Origin of the sequence: Paraglaciecola marina (assembly GCF_004360155.1) — a bacterium.
Lineage (GTDB): Bacteria > Pseudomonadota > Gammaproteobacteria > Enterobacterales > Alteromonadaceae > Paraglaciecola > Paraglaciecola marina.
In genome coordinates this window covers 122233-141239 of the sequence record NZ_SAIS01000010.1, presented here as the reverse complement: position 1 = coordinate 141239, position 19007 = coordinate 122233, and the positions used below count along the sequence as shown (strand labels likewise).

Below are 19007 nucleotides of genomic sequence, written 5' to 3'. Positions count from 1 at the left end.
AAAATCACTAATTTGTACCTCCACAATTAAGGCGCTGCAATAATAGTAACGACTTTACCCTAAAGAATTTCAATCCCCGAAATATAAATTAATAGTTATTCACTATTCATGAAAAACTAATAGAAACCCTTTAAAAATACCGTGTGGCGTAAAATTTCATTGCAGACAGAGAGGAATTGTTCTGACATAATATTTTTCTTTTTTGGCCAAAGTCATCACAAAGATTGTTTCCGTGAGGCTTATATACCTAAGGCAATATTATGAATGTAACCCGCAAATTATTTGATGAAGTAATGGTCCCTAATTACAATCCTGCAGCAACCATACCTGTTAAAGGTCTGGGCTCTCGATTATGGGATCAAACGGGCGCTGAGTTTATTGACTTTGCCGGTGGTATAGCAGTGAATGTATTAGGCCACTGCCACCCTGAGTTGGTCAAAACCCTGCAAGAGCAAAGTGAAAAGGTATGGCATTTAAGTAATGTATTAACTAATGAGCCAGCACTTAGGCTGGCCAAAAAGTTAACCCAAGCTACATTTGCAGAAAAAGTTTACTTTGCCAACTCTGGTGCAGAAGCCAACGAGGCTGCGCTTAAACTAGCACGTCGTTATGCAGTTGATAACTTTGGCTCTGAAAAAAACCAGATCATTGCGTTTAATCAAGGCTTCCATGGTCGTACATTCTTTACTGTTACTGTGGGCGGCCAAGCTGCCTACTCAGATGGTTTTGGTCCCAAACCAAGTGCCATTGACCATATTGACTACAATGACTTAGCGGCACTTGAAACACTAATTTCAGACAAAACCTGTGCAGTAATGATGGAGCCCATTCAAGGGGAAGGCGGTGTAGTAAGCCCAGAATCTGAGTTCGTAAAAGGTGTAAGAACCTTATGTGATAAACATAACGCTTTACTAATATTTGATGAAGTTCAATCTGGTGTAGGCCGTACCGGTGACTTATATGCCTATATGGGCCTAGATGTCACACCCGACATTTTAACCACAGCAAAATCATTAGGTGGCGGCTTCCCTATCGCAGCCATGTTAACCACTACAGAGATAGCTAAACATCTTAAGGTTGGAACTCACGGCAGCACCTATGGTGGTAATCCATTAGGCTGTGCCGTTGCAGAAAAAGTACTAGATATAGTGAATACTCCAGAAGTACTAGATGGTGTTAAGCATAAAGAAGCGCTATTTCGCTCTGGATTAGAAAAAATAAACACTCAATATCAATGCTTTAGTGAGATAAGAGGAAAAGGTTTATTACTAGGTGCGGTACTAAATGAGCAATATGCAGGTCGTTCTAGAGACTTTTTAGTTGCCGCTGCTGCTGAAAACTTAATGTGTTTAGTGGCAGGAGCCAATGTCGTAAGATTTGCACCTTCTTTGGTTATTTCGGATGAAGATATTCTTGAAGGTTTATCTCGTTTTGAACGTGCAGTAGCAAAAACAGTCGCGAGCTAAGATAACTACAAGGAAGAAAGTATGAAAGTTATTCGCCCCATAAAAAAGAGCGACTACTCATCTTTACATGCCATAGCTCAAGAGTCAGGTGTGGGTTTTACGTCCTTACCTGTAAATGAAGCATTATTGAATAGTAAAATTGATAAATCACTTGAGTCATTTAATAAATCAGTGACTCAGCCAGGTGATGAAAGCTATTTATTTGTAATGCAAGATACTCAAACTAAAGAAGTAGTAGGTACCAGCGGCATTGCCTCCAGTGTCGGTTTAGATGATGCATTTTACCATTATCATTTAAGCAAGGTGGTGCACGCCTCTCGGGAGTTAAATATTTACAACACTGTAGATATTTTAACTCTTTGCAACGATTACACGGGTGTATCTGAAATTTGCACCCTATTTTTACGACAAAGCGCACGTGAAAATTTAAACGGGCGATTACTATCAAAATTTAGATTTTTGTTCATGATGGAGCATCAACAAAGATTTGATGACACCATAATCGCAGAGATGCGAGGTATAAATGACGACACTGGTCAGTCGCCCTTTTGGCAGTGGCTAGAAGAGCATTTCTTCTCGATGGACTTTCCAACGGTAGACTACCTCACAGGTATTGGGCAGAAACAGTTTATTGCTGAATTAATGCCCAAGTATCCTATTTACGTGAGCTTACTAAGTAAACAAGCTCAAGCCGTCATCGGACAAGTCCACGAAAAAACCAAACCAGCTTTACAATTACTAGAGCAAGAAGGGTTTAGCTCTAGAGGGTATGTAGATATTTTTGATGCCGGCCCTACGGTTGAAGCCAACCTAAAACATATTAGAACAGCACAAACTAGTCGAAAAATGCCTGTTAAGGTTCAAGCACAACTACCTGAGTCAGAGCGAAGGTTTTTCGCTATTAATACGCAGATTAAAGACTTTAGAGGTATCTGTACCAGCCTTGAAGTCGACAAACAATCAAACTACGCAATTATAAGTCAGCAATCAGCTGACGCATTGGGCATCAAAGACGGTGATGAAATTCGCTTTGCCCCTACTCACTTCAGGACATAATCATGACTACTCATTTTATTGATGGGGTCTGGCACTTAGGTAACGGACATAATATTCAATCTATCGATCCTGCAAAAAAGCAAACTATCTGGCAGGCTAAGTCCGCTGATACGAGTCAAGTTGATGCTGCAATAAAAGCAGCCCGTTTGGCTTTTGTTCCTTGGAGCAATACGCCCCTTGAAACTCGCTTAGCCTATGTAAAAAAGTTTGCGGCACTATTAGCTGATAATAAGTCCGCTCTCGCCCTTTCTATTGCTCAAGAAACGGGGAAACCTTTATGGGAAACAGCAACAGAAGTTGCTGCTATGATTGGAAAAATCGGCTTATCAGAAAAGGCCTACCATGACAGAACCGGCACAGTAGAAAACGCAATGCCTTTAGGCAAAGCGTTTATTCGCCATAAACCCCATGGCGTGGTAGCGGTTTTTGGCCCTTACAATTTCCCTGGACACCTACCAAATGGGCATATTGTCCCGGCATTACTCGCTGGCAACACCATAGTATTCAAGCCTTCTGATCTAACCCCTTTAGTAGCTGAAAAAACCATCCATTTATGGGAACAAGCCGGACTACCTGCTGGCGTTTTGAATATGGTTCAAGGGGAAGTTGAAACTGGTAAAGCACTAGCATCTCATACAGGTTTAGATGGACTGTTTTTCACCGGCAGTTCTCGTACTGGTAAAATATTACATGAACAATTTGCAGGACACCCAGGCAAAATATTAGCGTTAGAAATGGGCGGTAACAACCCCTTAATCGTCAAAGACGTAGCTGATATCAATGCAGCCGTTCACGATATTATTCAATCTGCTTTTGTTACATCTGGGCAGCGCTGCACCTGTGCACGACGTTTATTTATCGAGCAAGGGGCAGCTGGTGATAAACTTTTACAAAAGCTTACGAAAGCGACTGAGAATATTAAGGTTGGTGATTACGACGCTGATGAACAGCCGTTTATGGGCGCTATGATTTCAAAGCAAGCAGCGAACCTAATGGTTAATGCTCAACAACAACTTACCGAGTTAGGTGCGAGGTCACTAGTACCACTAGTCCATCAAGACACTGAGTCTGGTTTTGTCACACCTGGCATTATTGATGTCACTGATATCATCTCTACACTCCCAGATGAAGAACATTTTGGACCTCTACTAAAAGTAATACGCTATGACACGTTCGACAATGCTATTGCAGAAGCCAACAATACCAGTTTTGGTTTATCGGCAGGCTTATTAGCAGATAATAAAGATGACTATCAGTATTTTTACCAGCGTATTCGCGCTGGTATTGTTAATTGGAATAGACCTATAACTGGAGCGAGCGGAGCCGCTCCATTTGGAGGGATCGGCGATAGCGGTAACCATAGAGCAAGCGCCTATTATGCGGCTGATTATTGTGCTTACCCTGTTGCCTCAGTTGAACTTGAAAAAGTCACTTTACCTGGCACCCTTAGCCCTGGATTAAGTATCTAGCTTTACCAAAGGAAGGATTTTTATGGCACACGAAATCAATACCCTTTTTGCTAAGTTATGGCAAAGTTATGTAGCAATTACGCCTTCAGCTTTCAAAATTCATAAGTTACTAGAAGAATACGAAGCTAAAGAAACACAGCAAGCATCGAGCTTAGTAAACGACCATATTGCACTACGTACATTCAATGCGGATAAGGTTAATTTGAACAAATTAGCCCAACATTTTTTGAACTTAGGGTACACAGAGCAAGGTCAATACAACTTTGAACAAAAAAAGCTGCGAGCAAAGCATTTTGAGCACCCTGACACTAGGAAACCAAAAGTATTTATAAGTGAATTGCTAATCGAGGAGATGCCTCAACAAGTTCAAAGTATCATTAATAAAATGCTAACAAGGGTTGCAGATGATGCTTGGCAACAAGATGACTTTTTATATTCTGGTAAACACTGGCAAGTGTCATTACAAGAGTATGAAATCTTAGTTGCTCACTCAGAATATGCAGCTTGGATGTCTGTCTGGGGCTATTGTGCTAATCACTTCACTGTTAGCTTGAACCATATGCAAAGTATTCATGAGTTAGCCGCTGTTAATAACAAATTAAAACAAGCTGGATTTACGTTAAATACCTCTGGTGGCGAAATAAAAGGCGGGCCTGAAGTGTTACTGGCGCAGTCTTCTACCATGGCAGATAAGGTTGAGGTTGAGTTTACAGATGCGAAAAAAGTAGTACCAAGTTGTTTCTACGAGTTTGCTCAACGGTATCCAATGAGCAATGGTGAGTTATATCAAGGTTTTGTCGCTGCGTCGGCTGACAAAATATTTGAAAGTACAAACTCCAAATAGTCCGTCAGCAAGAATATAGTCCAGCTAACTTGGTTAAACCGTAAATGATGCACCACAGCCACAGGTTGTGGTTGCATTAGGGTTATTGACTAAGAATCTAGAACCTTCTAACCCTTCTGTGTAATCAACTTCTCCACCCACTAAGTATTGCAGGCTCATTGGATCAACCACTAAAGTCACTTCATTTTTATCAATAGTTGTATCGCCATCATTTACCTTTTCATCAAAAGTAAAGCCATACTGAAAGCCAGAACACCCACCACCTGTAACGTATACACGTAGTTTAAGGTTTGGATTCTCTTCTTCCTCCACTAAGTTTTTTACTTTTTTAGCAGCAGCATCTGAAAATTCAATAGGTAAAGCGGTTTGCACGGTCATAACAAAAATCTCAATTAAACAATAAGGACACTCTATGTAGTATAGATTATCCAGTACCTGACTAAAATGGTCAACTATTCCCGCGTAGATAACCAATCGAATGTGCTGGTTAACTCACCTTTTTTACGTTTAAACTGATAAATAACTGCGTGTACTGTGACTTTTTCAGGTTGAAACCCCGCGGGAAGAGTGACTTCTCCATTAAGTAATTGAAAGTATTTAAAGCTAAAACGCAAAGCCTGTTGCTCGGGCAAAAATTGCTTAAGGGGGTATTCTTTTGGTTGGCCGTTTTCACTACCGACTAGTGATATATTTAAGGTACCTTTAAGGGTATTTTTTGTTTTTTCATGTTGTACCAATGCCAACTCAAAGCGGTAGGAATTTTCACTTAATGTAGGCTCGGCATAAAAACCTTCAATAAAGAACCCTTCTTCTTTAAGCTCTGGAGCCATGACTTGTTGATAAAATTCCAATGTGGATTTTAACTTTTTTTCTCGGTCTAATATTGTTTCGATTTCACTTTTATGGCGCATCTGCGCCAACTTGGCGACCTCGAGTTCCACGCCCAACACATTTAAGTCTTTGGTTAATTTTAAGTTTTCAGTAGTTAGGTTTTGAATACTCTGCTCATGAATAGAAATAAGGGATGCTTGTCTGCTTTGATTAGCCCCTCCTAATTTAAAGCCGAGATACAAAGCTACACTAATGATTACAACCAAAAAAGCGTATACCCGAAATGCCCCAAACTGTTTTTTATACTCTGCTAGAGTCAAGATATTCTCTCGAGGATTTTAAAGTCACCATAATTGCATACTAACACTCTGAAAATTAGTTTTAAATACAATAGCTTGTGATAAGCTGTGGAGAGCTAAACAATTAATATACTTTCTTTTTGTTTATGAACCTTAACGCCTTTAGAAAAGAACTCGCCAAACCCAATACTTCTATTCAATTGTGTCTTATAGGCATTATAGGGGGCGTGTGCGCGGCATCTCTAATTATACTATTTCGATTAACTGTAGATTGGTTACAAACCAAGTTTTTAGTAGAAACCAATCAATATGGTGAATTAGACCCAATTATCCGGCTTGTATTACCAATAATTGGTGCACTATGCATTATTTTCATTGCCTACCTGACAGGCTTTAAACATTACCGTATGGGGATCCCATTTGTTATTCACAGAATTAAACATTTTTTTGGGCGTATCCCTTTTCGTACCACGGTCAATCAATTCTTAGGTGGGGCCGTTGCCTTAGCTAGTGGCTTTTCTGTAGGTCGAGAGGGCCCTTCTGTGCACCTTGGGGCTTTCGGGAGTAGTTTTTTTGGGCAATGGTTAAAATTACCAAACAACAGTATTAGAATTTTATCTGGGTGTGGCATTGCTGCGGGTATTTCAGCGTCTTTCAATACCCCTTTTGCCGCCGTTATTTTTGTAATGGAAGTAGTACTCAGAGAGTACAGGATCCACATATTTATACCCGTTATGCTAGCAGCGGCCTGTGGTAGTGTCATGACCAGAGCTGTATTTGGCGAAGCACAAGAACTATCGTTTATACAATTTCATGATTTCAGCCAATGGGTATACCTGTACTTAATTATTTTTGGCATTGTGCTTGGCTTTGTGGCCTCATTATTTAATAACTTTCTAATGTTCGTAATGCAGCGTTCGAATCGTCTAAATATGGTTTATCGACTCATTATAGCCGGTGTAGTCACTGGGGTAATAGGGGTTATTTTACCCGACTCTCTAGGCGCACATTTTCACTCTGCCCATGAATTTATTGCTGAAAATGACAGTATGAAAATACTAATTGCAGTCTTATGTGCAAAGTTTTTTCTAACCATCATTGCTATAGGACTAGGGATCCCTGGTGGAGTAATGGGGCCTGTATTTGTAATTGGTATGATAAGCGGTGCAATACTCGCAGCTCCGCTTGGTTTATTTGTTGATAACTCAAACGAGTTACAAGGAAGCTTTTCTTTACTCGGAATGGCGGGATTAATGGCCGCTGTGGTACATGCTCCCTTAGCTGCATTATCAGCAGTAATGGAGTTATCCTATAGTCCACAATTAATATTACCCGCAATCCTAGTGATTGTGCCGGCTTACGTTACTTCTACACAGTTTTTAGGTAATAGCTCTATTTTTATCCGCCAATTAGAGTTTCAAAAACTTCCATACACCTTATCTTCTGTTTTAGGGGAATTGCAAAAAACGGGGGTGTTGTCAGTTATGGAAGATAACTATAAGCTGGTCGTGGATCAAAATGATAACTTAGTGAATTTATTAGATTCATCTGTAAATACTACTGTGGTACGTAAGTCCAACCTTGAAGATGCGGTGCAGTATTCACTTGTAGGCTATGACCAAGAGCCAGATTGTGACACTAGACGTATTACCTTCACTGAAATGAAAGGCGTAAAATCTCAAGCGACCTTAGCCGAAGTATATGGAATATTGGCAACTAAACGACAAGGGGCTGTATACATATACTCAAGCTCCCCAAATGACATCATTGGCGTTATCAGTTGGAATAAGTTAAGAGACAATTTACATCAAGCTAGTTTTTAACTGGCCCCTATGCGAGTAAAATATGACATTGCTGTATATAAAAGCCTTCCACCTGTTTTTTATGGTTGCATGGATGGCAGGTATTTTTTATTTACCTAGACTATTTATTTATCATACTTTAACTAACAATCAGGCTGTAAAAGACCAATTTAAAGTAATGGAAAGGCGATTATGGTTTTTTATCACACCTTTTGCCATTTTAACCTTAATATTAGGTATATGGTTGATCACACTTTACGGTGCCCAATGGTTTGCAGCCGCACATTGGCTACATATAAAATTAGCTTTAGTGTCAGTACTTTACGTTTATCATATCTATTTATTTTTTATAATGAGGGCATTTGCTAAGGATGAAAATAAGCATTCTGCAAAGTTTTATAGATTTTTAAATGAGTCTCCAGTATTAATAGTTCTCGCAATTATTGGGTTAGCAGTAGTAAAGTATGTGTAAAGAGTTGATTCTCTATTCTTAACTAAGTGAAATGATATGGATTTCAATAAAAATAAACTTAAAGAATTGATGGGGAGAGCAGATGATGCTTTCGAAGCATACAAAAACGATACCGCTTCAAAAGAGTACGCTAAAGATTACGAAACAGCTAAAAAAGAATTAGACCTTTACCTTTTTGAAGTTCGATCTTCTTTGTCACCGTCAAATAAAACTCGTTAAAGGCGATTGTTCTAAACATAAATATGATAATGCCGTGACAGCGGTATTTATTCCATTCAATAGAAAATGTTACCATTGGCCAATTAATTCGGTATTTATCTAACCAAAAATTAGCAAGATACCACTAACAACCCCTCTAAGAGCCAACTTCATGCCAAATAAATTAGCTGATCACTATTCAAGTATTCTCGAAATTTTAGGTGAGGATGTGAATCGTGGTGGCTTAGTAGATACTCCCAAGCGCGCCGCAAAGGCCATGCAATTTCTTACCGATGGTTATGAAAAAAACTTAGAAGATGTCGTCAATGGCGCTATTTTTGAAGCCGATAGCGATGAAATGGTGATAGTGCAAGATATTGAATTTTATTCATTATGTGAGCACCACATGCTTCCATTTATCGGCCGTTGTCATATTGCCTACTTACCTCAAGGTAAAGTTTTAGGTTTATCAAAATTCGCCCGAATCGTTGATATGTTTTCAAGAAGGCTTCAAATTCAAGAAGGGCTAACCAAACAGATTGCAGATGCTGTTCAAGAAATAACAGGGGCTACCGGCGTTGGCGTAATTATGGAAGGAAAACATATGTGTATGATGATGCGAGGCGTACAAAAACAAAACTCTTCGATGATAACATCAGTCATGCTCGGTTCAATGCGTTCATCAGACGCTACACGAAATGAGTTCCTTAGACTTATAGGAAAGTAACTTAAAGAGTTCTAGAATACTTAACACTAAGCCTAAAGCTATGACTTAATAATTCAAAATTAAGGAGCCGACACTCCGTTAAAATGTAATTAATAGATAACTTCTCAATTAAACACTAAACAATAATAAATGCACGCTCATTCTATTGGCTGCGTAAGTTTCAAATAAGAGGAAACCCAAATGTTAAACAAATTATTCATTCACCTACTCATGCTTCATTGCCTTGTACTTTTTAGTAGTCAGATTATTGCTAAAACTCAAAAATACGGCCCAAAAGAGTTTACCGTTGAAAATAAATGGACTGCCATTGTTGCAGCTTATGAGCCTGAAATAAAAGCGATAGATCATGCATTCAGCAAGCTAGACGATGCCCAAATTACTGAAACTATCACAATTAAAGGCGTTAAATATCAATTGGGAACCTATAAGGGTGAACCCATTGTTATTTTTACCACAGGGATCAGCGTTCCTAATGCGGCAATGACAATGCAAATGGCCCTCGATTATTTTCCTATTGATAGAGTAGTGATGATGGGTATAGCCGGAGCAATTAATCCAGAATTCCAACCGGGGGATATAGCCATACCTGAACGTTGGTATTTTCATGATGAATCTGTGTACGTAAACCCCGATAAAAAAGAAGCAGGAGAATTCATACTACCAGACTACTATGAAGCAGCTCTCGCCCGATATAAAGCAAGAGAACTAAAAGACCCTCACGCACCAAAATATGAAAACTATGGCTTTATTCACCCAGAAGAAATGGCCGTTGTAAAAGAAGGCTGGGATACCCCCAAACAAATGCCTTACTTTACAGCTACACCAGAGTTAATTGAATTAACTAAAAAAGCAGTCGCGGCAGTTAGCCCAATAAAAATGCCATCAGGCCACCCTATTCAAATAAAAGTTGGGGGCAATGGTGTAACAGGCTCAGTATTTCTAGATAATGCAGACTATCGCCAGTGGCTACAAAGAGTTTATACCGCTCAGGTGTCTGAAATGGAATCTGCCGCTGTTGGCCAAGTATGCTTCATAAACGATGTAGACTGGGTCATTATCCGTTCAATCAGTGATTTAGCCGGCGGCCAACAAGGTAAAAATGTTGAAAATGTATTTGATGGTATCGCATCAGGTACAGGAACAAAGTTAATGATTGGGTTGTTAGACCAAATTGTGAACTTATAATAAATCCCACAAATATTTTGCAACACTTACTTTAAAAGGTTGCTGTTATAGCAAGCCGCTGTCAATTACCATAGACGTAGCTAATTCAAGGAATAAAGTATGCGTCTATCGGTAAATCAAGTCAAAAAGCAATATGTAGAAATTTTAGCTGTAGACGACCTATCATTTGAGGTTCATTCAGGGGAAATTTTTGCATTACTTGGCCCAAATGGTGCGGGTAAGTCATCAACCATAAGAATGCTAATTGGCTTAACGTACCCTGATACCGGAAACATTCAGTTTTTCGATGATCAAAATCAAACTATTACCTTATCTAGCGAATTATTCGGTTACTTACCTGAAGAGCGAGGCTTGTATCAAGAAAGTTCAATCATAGATACCCTAGTCTATATGGGCCAATTAAAGGGCATGAGTAAATCTGAGACACATACCCAAGCTGAGAAATGGTTAACAGTTTTTGAGTTAAATGAGCGAAAAAAAGACCAGCTCAAATCTTTATCGAAAGGTAATCAGCAAAAAGTACAACTCATTAGTGCCATTATCCATCAGCCCAAAATTGTATTTTTAGATGAGCCCTTCTCTGGTTTAGATCCCATCAACCAAGAAAAGGTAATTCAGTTTCTTCAAACTCTTAAACAACAAGGCACCACTATCATTCTGAGTGCCCATCAAATGTCTCTAGTTGAAAAGCTAGCCGATAGATTTTTACTAATGAACCATGGTAAAGCAGCTTTATATGGAGAGATGCAAGAAATAAGAGAGTCCGCCAAGTTAGGAAATAGCCTAATCGTACAATTCAGCGACCCAGTTACATTAGGTGGTTTCCCTTTAAGTGAACAATTGATAAAAACAAGCAGTCTAAATAACAACAGCATCAAGTTCACCCTATCTCATGATTGCCATGTCCCACAGTTTTTACAAACTATGCTCACATCCCACCAAATAGAAGGCTTACAAATTCACCAGCCCAGCCTGCATGACATTTATATAAATAGCATTCAAGGAACTCACAATGGATAAGATATTGCTAGTTGCCCGCTGGGAATTTATGCGTAACTTTAAATGGAAGCAAGACATCATTAGCTACCTAGTTATGTTAACCATTTATGGGGCCATATTTGCGGTGCAAGTGTGGGATAAAAATAGCACTCAGAAAGTCGTTAACCTTGCGGTTATTGGAGAGATAAATACTGAACTCGATAACAAGTTTTCGTTATCCACGTTGACTTCTGCACTCACAACAGAACAGCTCTTAGATGAAATAGAACACACACACCTAGATGGGGTGCTAAAGGTAGAAAAAAGTGGCGTCTACACTCTGTATGTTTCTCAACAAAGCAGTTGGCAAGAAGAGCTCAAAAAAAATCTTATCGATGCTCAAAAGTCGATATTGCTACAAGAGATGGGCGTCAGCAACGAACAACTAAAGAAACTTGAAAACCCGATTACATTAAACCTTATAAACCAAGCAGAAAAAATAGTAGGTGGTAACGTCAAAACCCTCGCGATACTTGCCTCTGTGCTCAGCGCCATGGCAGTATTTAGTAGCTTTGGGTTATGCTTCACTTCAGTCACACAAGAAAAGCAACACCGTATTACCGAGCAATTACTAACCTGCATCAACCACCAGCAGTGGGTAGACGGTAAAGCCTTAGGTTTATGTTTATCTAGTTTTAAAAGTCTTATCACCACCAGTTTGATGATGTTGATTGTATTTTCGGGTATTTCTGTATTTTCAGATGGCGGCCAAAATCTCAATGTATCCGCTGCGGTCATATCCCAATTAATTTTGTTTTGTGTACTAGGCGTATTGTTTTGGAATTACGTATTTGTGGGTTTTGCAGCCACCATAGATGATCCGAATCACTCAGGAAAAACAGGTCTGATGATGCTACCTATGGTGCCAGTGATGTTAGTATTTATTATTATGGGCGAGCCCAATGGCCAAGTAGCCAAAGTACTATCATTACTCCCACTTACGTCAATAAGCTTTATGCCAATGCGTATTGCTTCTATGAGTGTACCTCTATGGCATATCGCACTTTCGCTATTATTTTTAGTGGTAGGTATTTATTATGTTCGCCTTTTTGCTACGCGTGTTTTTAGAGCAAACATCACTCTATTTGGTAAAGAGCCTGGATGGGCCGATATCTGGCGAAGCATGTTAAAAAACCACAATATTTAACCCCTTCAACTGAATGAACACTGTGTTTATGGTTCAACCTAACCCTACTATAAATAAAGGTTAAAATTGGCTTATCGGCGTAGGGTTTTAAATAGTTGAATAACTGGATTTGCAGCTATGGCTATTTGTATAATTTCTCAACCATTAGGATTGTATGCTGTTTCTAATTCAATTAATTGCTAGTGAGTAAAGACTACAAAGCCTCGAAAAAATTGCTGTATTGATGGTTAACCATGAATTCGCATCAGGAGTAGTGAAAACATTAAAGTACCAATTGGTTAATCGTTACTGGGTGCAACCTGCACTTGATTACGCCCGCCATTTTTTGCTTTATATAACGCATCATCAGCTACTTTTACAAGCTCATAAAAAGAAGAAAAGTTTGAGTTATTATTGACTAAACCAATGCTAAAGGTCAGACTTTTCAATGGCATACCACTTTGACCAAACTGTCTAGCGTTGTCCTCTATTAAGCGATTGGCTAACAATATCCCCCCTTGCTCACTGCTGTTAGGCAAAATGATCAAAAACTCTTCTCCGCCTATCCGCCCAATACAATCCGACTTACGAAGCGCGGAGTTAAATACGCTAGCTAAAAATTTAAGGGCCTCATCCCCCATGTCATGGCCATAGGTATCATTAATCAGTTTAAAATTATCTACATCAATCATGAGTAAACACAAACTTTGCTCATATCTCTGACTAGTGTTGAATAAACGCTCGCCAACTTCGAATATACATCTACGATTAGGCAGACCTGTTAATGAATCTATATTTGCCAGTTTTTTATTGTTTATATAAAGCTTATAAATTACTGCAAGCATAAGTAGAATGATTGCAACAAACATCAAAAGTCCAAAAATAGCCCAGGACTGACGAACTTGCATACGCTGCTCTTGAATTAGCTTTAGTTCTAGTCGCTTGTTTTTTTCATCTAAATATTGATTATTCAATTGCTCTTTTTGTAAATTAAATTCTGAATTCAATCGAGCAGTCTCTGCAGTAATATCTAATCTCGCCTTCGCCAATAAAGCACGTTCTGATTTCGACATATATTCGAAAGCTTGCTGGTAATCACCACTTTCGCTTAACAGTACAGCGTAAATTGCGTATGCATCCCATTGACCAGCAAGGTCATCAGTGTCAGCTACTAATTCGCTTGCTCTTTTGGCATACTCCAACCCTTCTTCTAACTTATTGTTTTCAAAAAGAATATCAGCATAATGAACATACGCATTAGCTATATCTTTAACATTACCTAACTGCTCTCGTATCTGAACTGACTTTGCAATCCAGCGTAAAGATTCTGGGTGGTTTTCATCTTTACTATAGAAGTAAGATTTCAACAGATATGCAAAAGCCAGAGCACTTTTATCTTCAAGCTTTAATAGAGTAACTATGGCGTTATCCAGCAAACTAAATGCTTCCTGACGCTCTCCAACAATATTTATCATCTGAGCTTCGCCCATTTCAGCCAAGGCAATAAAATGCTTAGCTTTCTGTGGAAAAGCAAGTTTAGATGAACGGTAGAATTCGAGGGCCTGCTCATAATTTTTTAACTCATAATTTATTATGCCAAGGTGATATAAACTCATTCCGCTAACCAGAGGCCAATTTGATGATTGAGCATCAACATTCAGAGAAGTTAATTGCACCAAGGCGTCAGAATAATTTTGCAAAAAAGCGGAATTTAAAGAAGCGTAAAGAGTTAATACCGCATACAAATAATTGACTTGTTCGGTTGTTTTTCTTTCTTCTTGTAGCTTTTTAAATATACTGAATGCGTGATTAAAAAAGCCTTCAGCTACCCCATATTGACTACTGAAATAATATGCGTAGCCATTCAAAATATGCCACTTGATTGCGTCTGGGCTAACTTGTTGCTCAAGGTTATGTTTTTTCAACTCCTCTAGAAGAGGCTGTAGCAAGTCAACTCGGTCGTAGTTCATGTAAAGAGTAGCAAGAGAAAACTGAGCTTCTATTTGGTCGCTAATGGAAGCAGATCTGACTATATTACCTTGTAATTGGGCCTGTATTTCAGAAAACGTTTCTAGTTTTAATGCATGAGAATATAGAAATTCATCTTGAACTACCGCCCCAAAGCAAAGGCTCCCTATCCCAAATTTTATGAGTAACAACAAAACAATGAAACGCTTACAACTTTGCATTTAAATATTTAATCCTATGAGTGTTACGTATAAATGGGTATGTTAATTCTATAAGCTAACGGAAAAAATACCATTGAGCAATACCCTACAGTCATGGCTTCGAATTGGCTAATCACATGAAATTCAAGCATAAAAAAAGCCCTAACAAAAGGGCTTTAAATCAGAAGTAAAATTACCTGCTACTCTCTTTCTACAACAGCATTGTGATAAACATGCTGCACATCATCACAGTCTTCTAGCATATCCATAAATTTATCAAAATTTGCGACATCGTCACCGCTTACTGCTGATTCAGTTTGTGGGATAAACGTAATTTCTTCTGCTTCAAATTTAAGCTCAGGATCGTTATCCATTAAGGCTTTGCGAGTATTATTGTACTCAGTATGGGGGGCATATACGGTTATAACTCCGTCTTCCCCTTCCACTTCAGTCACATCAACGTCAGCTTCCATTAATACTTCAAGCACAGCATCTTCATCATCGCCATTAAAAGCGAAAACAGCTTGATGGTCGAACATATGTCCTACTGTACCTTCAACACCTAATTTTGAGCCTGTTTTAGTAAAGCAGTTACGCACATCTGTAATGGTTCTATTGTTGTTATCAGTTAAGCAATCAACGATAACCATGCAACCACCAGGGCCAAAACCTTCGTAACGTGCAGGTACATAATCTTCACCCGCGCCGCCAGCGGCTTTATCAATTGCTTTATCAATTACATGGCTTGGCACCTGATCTTTTTTAGCTTTTTCAATCAATCGACGTAACGATAAATTTGCCTGTGGATCGGTTCCACCATTTTTAGCAACTACATAAATTTCTTTACCGTATTTAGAATATACCTTGGTTTTTGCTCCAGCGGTTTTTGCCATGGAGACCTTACGAACTTCGAACTTTCTTCCCATTAAATTATTCTCTTTTTTAATAACGAGCCTATTGCTCGAACCAACTCAAACTAGCTTTTGTATCTTGATTTTACCGATATTCTAGACAGAGTACAAAAGCAATCCTCCCTTTAGAACATACTTGCAATGAGTCCCTATGGAATATGCTCTAAGGCCAAATAGTCGTGAGATTGCATTTCTTTTAAACGACTTAAGCAGCGTCTAAATTCAAAGTTTAATTGCCCTTCAGAGTACAGTGACTCTAAAGGGACTTCCGCAGAAATAATTAACTTAACGTTACGTTCATAGAATTCATCAACCATAGCTATAAAGCGCCTAGCGATATCATCAGTGGCCTGTCCCATTTGTTCTACATTGGCGAGTAAAACTGTGTGATAAAAGCGGCTTATCTCCATATAGTCTGTTTGACTTCTGGGACCATCACACACTGCCCTGAACTCAAACATCACTACACCTTCAGCATAATTAATGGCTGAGATCAGCCTGCCTTCTATTTCGATAGATTGGTTTTCTGTGCCTTTCTCTGGCGCCAAATCTTTAAAGTAGCGATGTAAGTTTTCATTCGCTTTGTCATCTAAAGGGTGATGAAATATTTCAGCTTGTTGTAGGGTTCTCAGGCGGTAATCTACGCCACTATCAACATTAACTATGCGGGTATTTTGATTAATTAGCTCAATAGCAGGTAAAAACCTAGCGCGCTGTAAACCGTTTTTATAAAGTTCATCTGGCACTATGTTAGAGGTTGCCACTAATACAATGCCATGGCCAAATAAAGCCTCCATCAAGGTACCCAAAATCATTGCATCTGTTATATCGGACACAAAAAACTCATCAAAACAAATGACTTTGGTTTCAGCTGCAAATTTTTTAGCGATTATTTTTAAAGGATCTGACTGGCCATCTAAAGCACGCATTTCCTGATGAACCCTGTGCATAAAGCGGTGAAAATGGATACGCATTTTTCTTTTAAAAGGTAGACATTCATAGAAGGTATCCACCAAATAGGTTTTACCTCGCCCTACCCCTCCCCAAAAATAAATACCTTGTATCGAAGGTTTGGTCATTCCTTTTCCAAAACGATTTTGTAATTTAATACGCCAAGTACGTTTCTGTTCAGGGTGCGTAAGCTCTTCAAAGAGACGTTGTAATTCTTTTACTGCGTTTTCTTGCGCTGCATCGTATTGAAAATCTTGCTCTTGAAGATCAAGTTGATATTTTTGCCAAGGTGTCTGTGTGGACATATTTACCCGAGTTTCCTATCGTTATATGCCTATTACAGATGAAAACGTGTATGAATGAATCTTATATTTTCATCATTCATTTACACTTGAATTCAAATAAAAAGACCGCATTGAAATTGCAGAGCGTATAATAACAATATTAAACAAACATTGCTCTTAGGCTCTAGGCATTTCTGCCGTTTGAATTTAAACAGCTGAGCCTTTTTGCAATAGTAAATAAATGTAGGAGTTTTTATGGATTGGTTAGTAGGCATTTTGTTATTGGTTGTAGGTATGGTGATAGGCTTTTTTGTTGCAAAATATTTCAATGAGAAGCAGGTTAGTGATAAAAAAGAAGATGAAAAAGAACTCACTATTAAAGAATTAATGACACAGCAAGCTTCACAACATCTACACCAAACAAAACGAATCTCTGAACAAATCAGTGCTCAAAGTGAAGCGCTAAACAAACAAATTGAAGACTACGAACAACTACTAATCAACCATTCTACGGGGGCTGACGGCAGATCTATTAATTACTTTGGAGAACATGCCACTACCTATCTACGTAATAGCAGCCCAAGTGAAAAAAATAATATTCCAGATGCTGATGTTCAGCCTCTAGACTTCGCATCACAAGGCTCTGGATTATTTTCTGGCAACGAAGCGGTTGCCGAGAAAGAATCGAAGTAATGAACTTTATGTCGAGCTAAATAGTCATTGTATTGTATTTAATTGGAGATGATAGTTAATGAAAAAAGGTATTAATCGTTTTGTATTAAGCGCATGTATTGTGACAATGAGCTTATCTGTAAATATAACCGCAAGCGCTGCGTTGCCGTTTTTTTCTAGTGATAAAAATGAAATACCTAGCCTAGCACCGATGATAGAAGACACTACACCGGCAATAGTCAGTATTTCAGTTGAAGGCACGCAAGTCTCAAGGCAACGAGTTCCAGAAATGTTTAAGCATTTCTTTGGTGGCTCTGATGAACAAGTTCAAGAGCGACCGTTCAAAGGCTTGGGCTCAGGTGTCATTATTGATGCCGATGAAGGTTATGTAGTTACTAATAATCATGTGGTTGATAATGCCGATCAAATCACAGTAAAACTTACTGATGGAAGAGAGTTTAAAGCAAAAAAATTAGGCTCAGATCCTCAAAGTGATATCGCACTACTTAAGATAGAGCCAGATAACCTAACAGCTGTACCATTAGCCGATTCAGACGAATTAAGAGTGGGTGATTTTGTGGTAGCCATAGGTAACCCTTTTGGATTAAACCAAACCGTTACCTCAGGTATTGTCAGTGCACTGGGGCGTTCAGGCCTAAACATAGGTGGTTACGAAAACTTTATCCAAACAGATGCTGCTATCAACCGTGGTAACTCTGGTGGTGCTTTAGTTAGCCTTAGAGGTAAATTGGTTGGTATTAATACCGCTATATTTGGACCAAACGGTGGCAATGTAGGTATCGGCTTTGCTATTCCAAGCAATATGATGAAAAGCTTAGTAGATCAAATTATAGAGTTTGGTGAAGTACGTAGGGGCCTATTAGGTATTTTAGGCCATGACATAGACTCTGGTTTGGCTGAGGCAATGAACCTATCTGCCAGCCAAGGAGCCTTTGTCAGTGAAGTATCACCAGATTCTGCCGCTGAAAAAGGTGGTATACAAGCAGGCGATATCATTACTGAAATCAATGGTAAACCCGTTACTAGCTTCCTTGAGCTTAGAGCAAAAGTAGCCAGTAAAGGAGCTGGAGCTGAGCTAGAGTTGACCCTAATTCGTAAAGGTAAAACTGAAACTGTTGAAGTGGTGCTAGGTGACGCCTCAACCAATTCAGTAGTGGCTAAGGAAATACACCCTGCCCTAGAAGGTGCTACCTTAACCAATGGTGAAACTGAGCAAGGTGATAAGGGTATTGTTATTTCTGAATTAGAAGCCCGCGCTCCAGCTGCAAGTATTGGTCTTAAAAATGGTGATGTCATTATTGGTATTAACCGTAAAAAAGTAGATACGGTAGTACAGCTTCGTGCAGAGTTAGAGGATGCAAAAGGTGTTATTGCTTTAAATGTAAAACGAGGCCTTACCTCTTTATACTTAGTGATTCGCTAGTAACCTCAAGATAAAATAGCGGTACAGATTCACCTGTACCGCAATCCAAATTCTCTTCCCCTTG

At 39.0% G+C, this 19007-nt stretch carries 18 protein-coding genes; 13 read left to right on the top strand and 5 right to left on the bottom strand.

The window, feature by feature from the left end; genetic code table 11:
- Nucleotides 1-260 precede the first annotated feature (260 nt).
- From EOK74_RS14795 to EOK74_RS14780, 4 genes are read left to right on the top strand one after another with little or no spacing between them, the layout of a single operon-like run.
- Nucleotides 261-1466, top strand: a complete 1206-nt coding sequence (locus tag EOK74_RS14795) for an aspartate aminotransferase family protein (protein ID WP_133470801.1) — start codon at nucleotides 261-263, stop codon at nucleotides 1464-1466.
- Between the two features lie 21 nt (nucleotides 1467-1487).
- Nucleotides 1488-2522, top strand: a complete 1035-nt coding sequence (gene astA / locus EOK74_RS14790) for an arginine N-succinyltransferase (protein ID WP_133470800.1) — start codon at nucleotides 1488-1490, stop codon at nucleotides 2520-2522.
- Nucleotides 2519-3991, top strand: a complete 1473-nt coding sequence (gene astD / locus EOK74_RS14785; protein ID WP_133470799.1) for a succinylglutamate-semialdehyde dehydrogenase — start codon at nucleotides 2519-2521, stop codon at nucleotides 3989-3991. Before astA ends, astD begins: the two co-directional genes overlap by 4 nt.
- 22 nt (nucleotides 3992-4013) lie before the next feature.
- On the top strand, nucleotides 4014-4835 hold the full coding sequence (locus EOK74_RS14780) for a DUF1338 domain-containing protein (protein WP_133470798.1): 822 nt from the start codon (nucleotides 4014-4016) through the stop codon (nucleotides 4833-4835).
- Nucleotides 4836-4868: 33 nt separating this feature from the next.
- Here EOK74_RS14780 and erpA read toward each other — a convergent pair whose 3' ends face one another.
- Together erpA and EOK74_RS14770 are read right to left on the bottom strand one after the other, a co-directional pair.
- Complete coding sequence (gene erpA / locus EOK74_RS14775; RefSeq protein ID WP_133470797.1) at nucleotides 4869-5213, bottom strand: iron-sulfur cluster insertion protein ErpA; 345 nt, start codon at nucleotides 5211-5213, stop codon at nucleotides 4869-4871.
- Between the two features lie 74 nt (nucleotides 5214-5287).
- Nucleotides 5288-5986 (bottom strand): DUF6776 family protein, encoded by a 699-nt coding sequence (locus EOK74_RS14770; protein ID WP_133470796.1) that lies wholly within the window; start codon nucleotides 5984-5986, stop codon nucleotides 5288-5290.
- Between the two features lie 125 nt (nucleotides 5987-6111).
- Here EOK74_RS14770 and EOK74_RS14765 point away from each other — a divergent pair, with 125 nt between their 5' ends.
- From EOK74_RS14765 to EOK74_RS14735, 7 genes are all read left to right on the top strand, one after another.
- Nucleotides 6112-7788 (top strand): chloride channel protein, encoded by a 1677-nt coding sequence (locus EOK74_RS14765; RefSeq protein ID WP_133470795.1) that lies wholly within the window; start codon nucleotides 6112-6114, stop codon nucleotides 7786-7788.
- Nucleotides 7789-7810: 22 nt separating this feature from the next.
- Complete coding sequence (locus tag EOK74_RS14760) at nucleotides 7811-8239, top strand: CopD family protein (protein WP_133470794.1); 429 nt, start codon at nucleotides 7811-7813, stop codon at nucleotides 8237-8239.
- A 36-nt stretch (nucleotides 8240-8275) separates the two neighbouring features.
- The gene (locus EOK74_RS14755; protein WP_133470793.1) at nucleotides 8276-8458 is read left to right on the top strand and encodes a hypothetical protein; all 183 of its coding nucleotides are present in this window, start codon (nucleotides 8276-8278) and stop codon (nucleotides 8456-8458) included.
- 151 nt (nucleotides 8459-8609) lie between these two features.
- Nucleotides 8610-9164, top strand: a complete 555-nt coding sequence (gene folE / locus EOK74_RS14750; protein WP_133470792.1) for a GTP cyclohydrolase I FolE — start codon at nucleotides 8610-8612, stop codon at nucleotides 9162-9164.
- A gap of 210 nt (nucleotides 9165-9374) precedes the next feature.
- Nucleotides 9375-10349: a 5'-methylthioadenosine/S-adenosylhomocysteine nucleosidase family protein gene (locus EOK74_RS14745; protein WP_239024130.1), complete on the top strand. Its 975-nt coding sequence runs from the start codon at nucleotides 9375-9377 to the stop codon at nucleotides 10347-10349.
- Between the two features lie 99 nt (nucleotides 10350-10448).
- Complete coding sequence (locus EOK74_RS14740) at nucleotides 10449-11369, top strand: ABC transporter ATP-binding protein (RefSeq protein ID WP_133470790.1); 921 nt, start codon at nucleotides 10449-10451, stop codon at nucleotides 11367-11369.
- On the top strand, nucleotides 11362-12534 hold the full coding sequence (locus tag EOK74_RS14735; protein ID WP_133470789.1) for an ABC transporter permease: 1173 nt from the start codon (nucleotides 11362-11364) through the stop codon (nucleotides 12532-12534). The genes EOK74_RS14740 and EOK74_RS14735 overlap by 8 nt, the downstream gene beginning before the upstream one ends.
- Nucleotides 12535-12812: 278 nt before the next feature.
- On the opposite strand, the gene EOK74_RS14730 is transcribed toward EOK74_RS14735, so the two are convergent.
- The 3 genes from EOK74_RS14730 to zapE all read right to left on the bottom strand — a co-directional run bounded on the left by EOK74_RS14730 (nucleotide 12813) and on the right by zapE (nucleotide 16848).
- Complete coding sequence (locus tag EOK74_RS14730) at nucleotides 12813-14702, bottom strand: GGDEF domain-containing protein (protein ID WP_133470788.1); 1890 nt, start codon at nucleotides 14700-14702, stop codon at nucleotides 12813-12815.
- A 179-nt stretch (nucleotides 14703-14881) separates the two neighbouring features.
- Nucleotides 14882-15607 (bottom strand): YebC/PmpR family DNA-binding transcriptional regulator, encoded by a 726-nt coding sequence (locus EOK74_RS14725; protein WP_133470787.1) that lies wholly within the window; start codon nucleotides 15605-15607, stop codon nucleotides 14882-14884.
- Nucleotides 15608-15741: 134 nt separating this feature from the next.
- Nucleotides 15742-16848, bottom strand: a complete 1107-nt coding sequence (gene zapE, locus EOK74_RS14720) for a cell division protein ZapE (protein WP_133470786.1) — start codon at nucleotides 16846-16848, stop codon at nucleotides 15742-15744.
- 234 nt (nucleotides 16849-17082) lie between these two features.
- Between zapE and EOK74_RS14715 the strand changes: the two genes are divergently transcribed.
- Nucleotides 17083-17520, top strand: coding sequence for a ZapG family protein (locus EOK74_RS14715; protein ID WP_133470785.1), 438 nt, complete (start codon nucleotides 17083-17085; stop codon nucleotides 17518-17520).
- A 58-nt stretch (nucleotides 17521-17578) separates the two neighbouring features.
- Complete coding sequence (locus EOK74_RS14710) at nucleotides 17579-18943, top strand: Do family serine endopeptidase (protein ID WP_133470784.1); 1365 nt, start codon at nucleotides 17579-17581, stop codon at nucleotides 18941-18943.
- Nucleotides 18944-19007 lie beyond the last annotated feature (64 nt).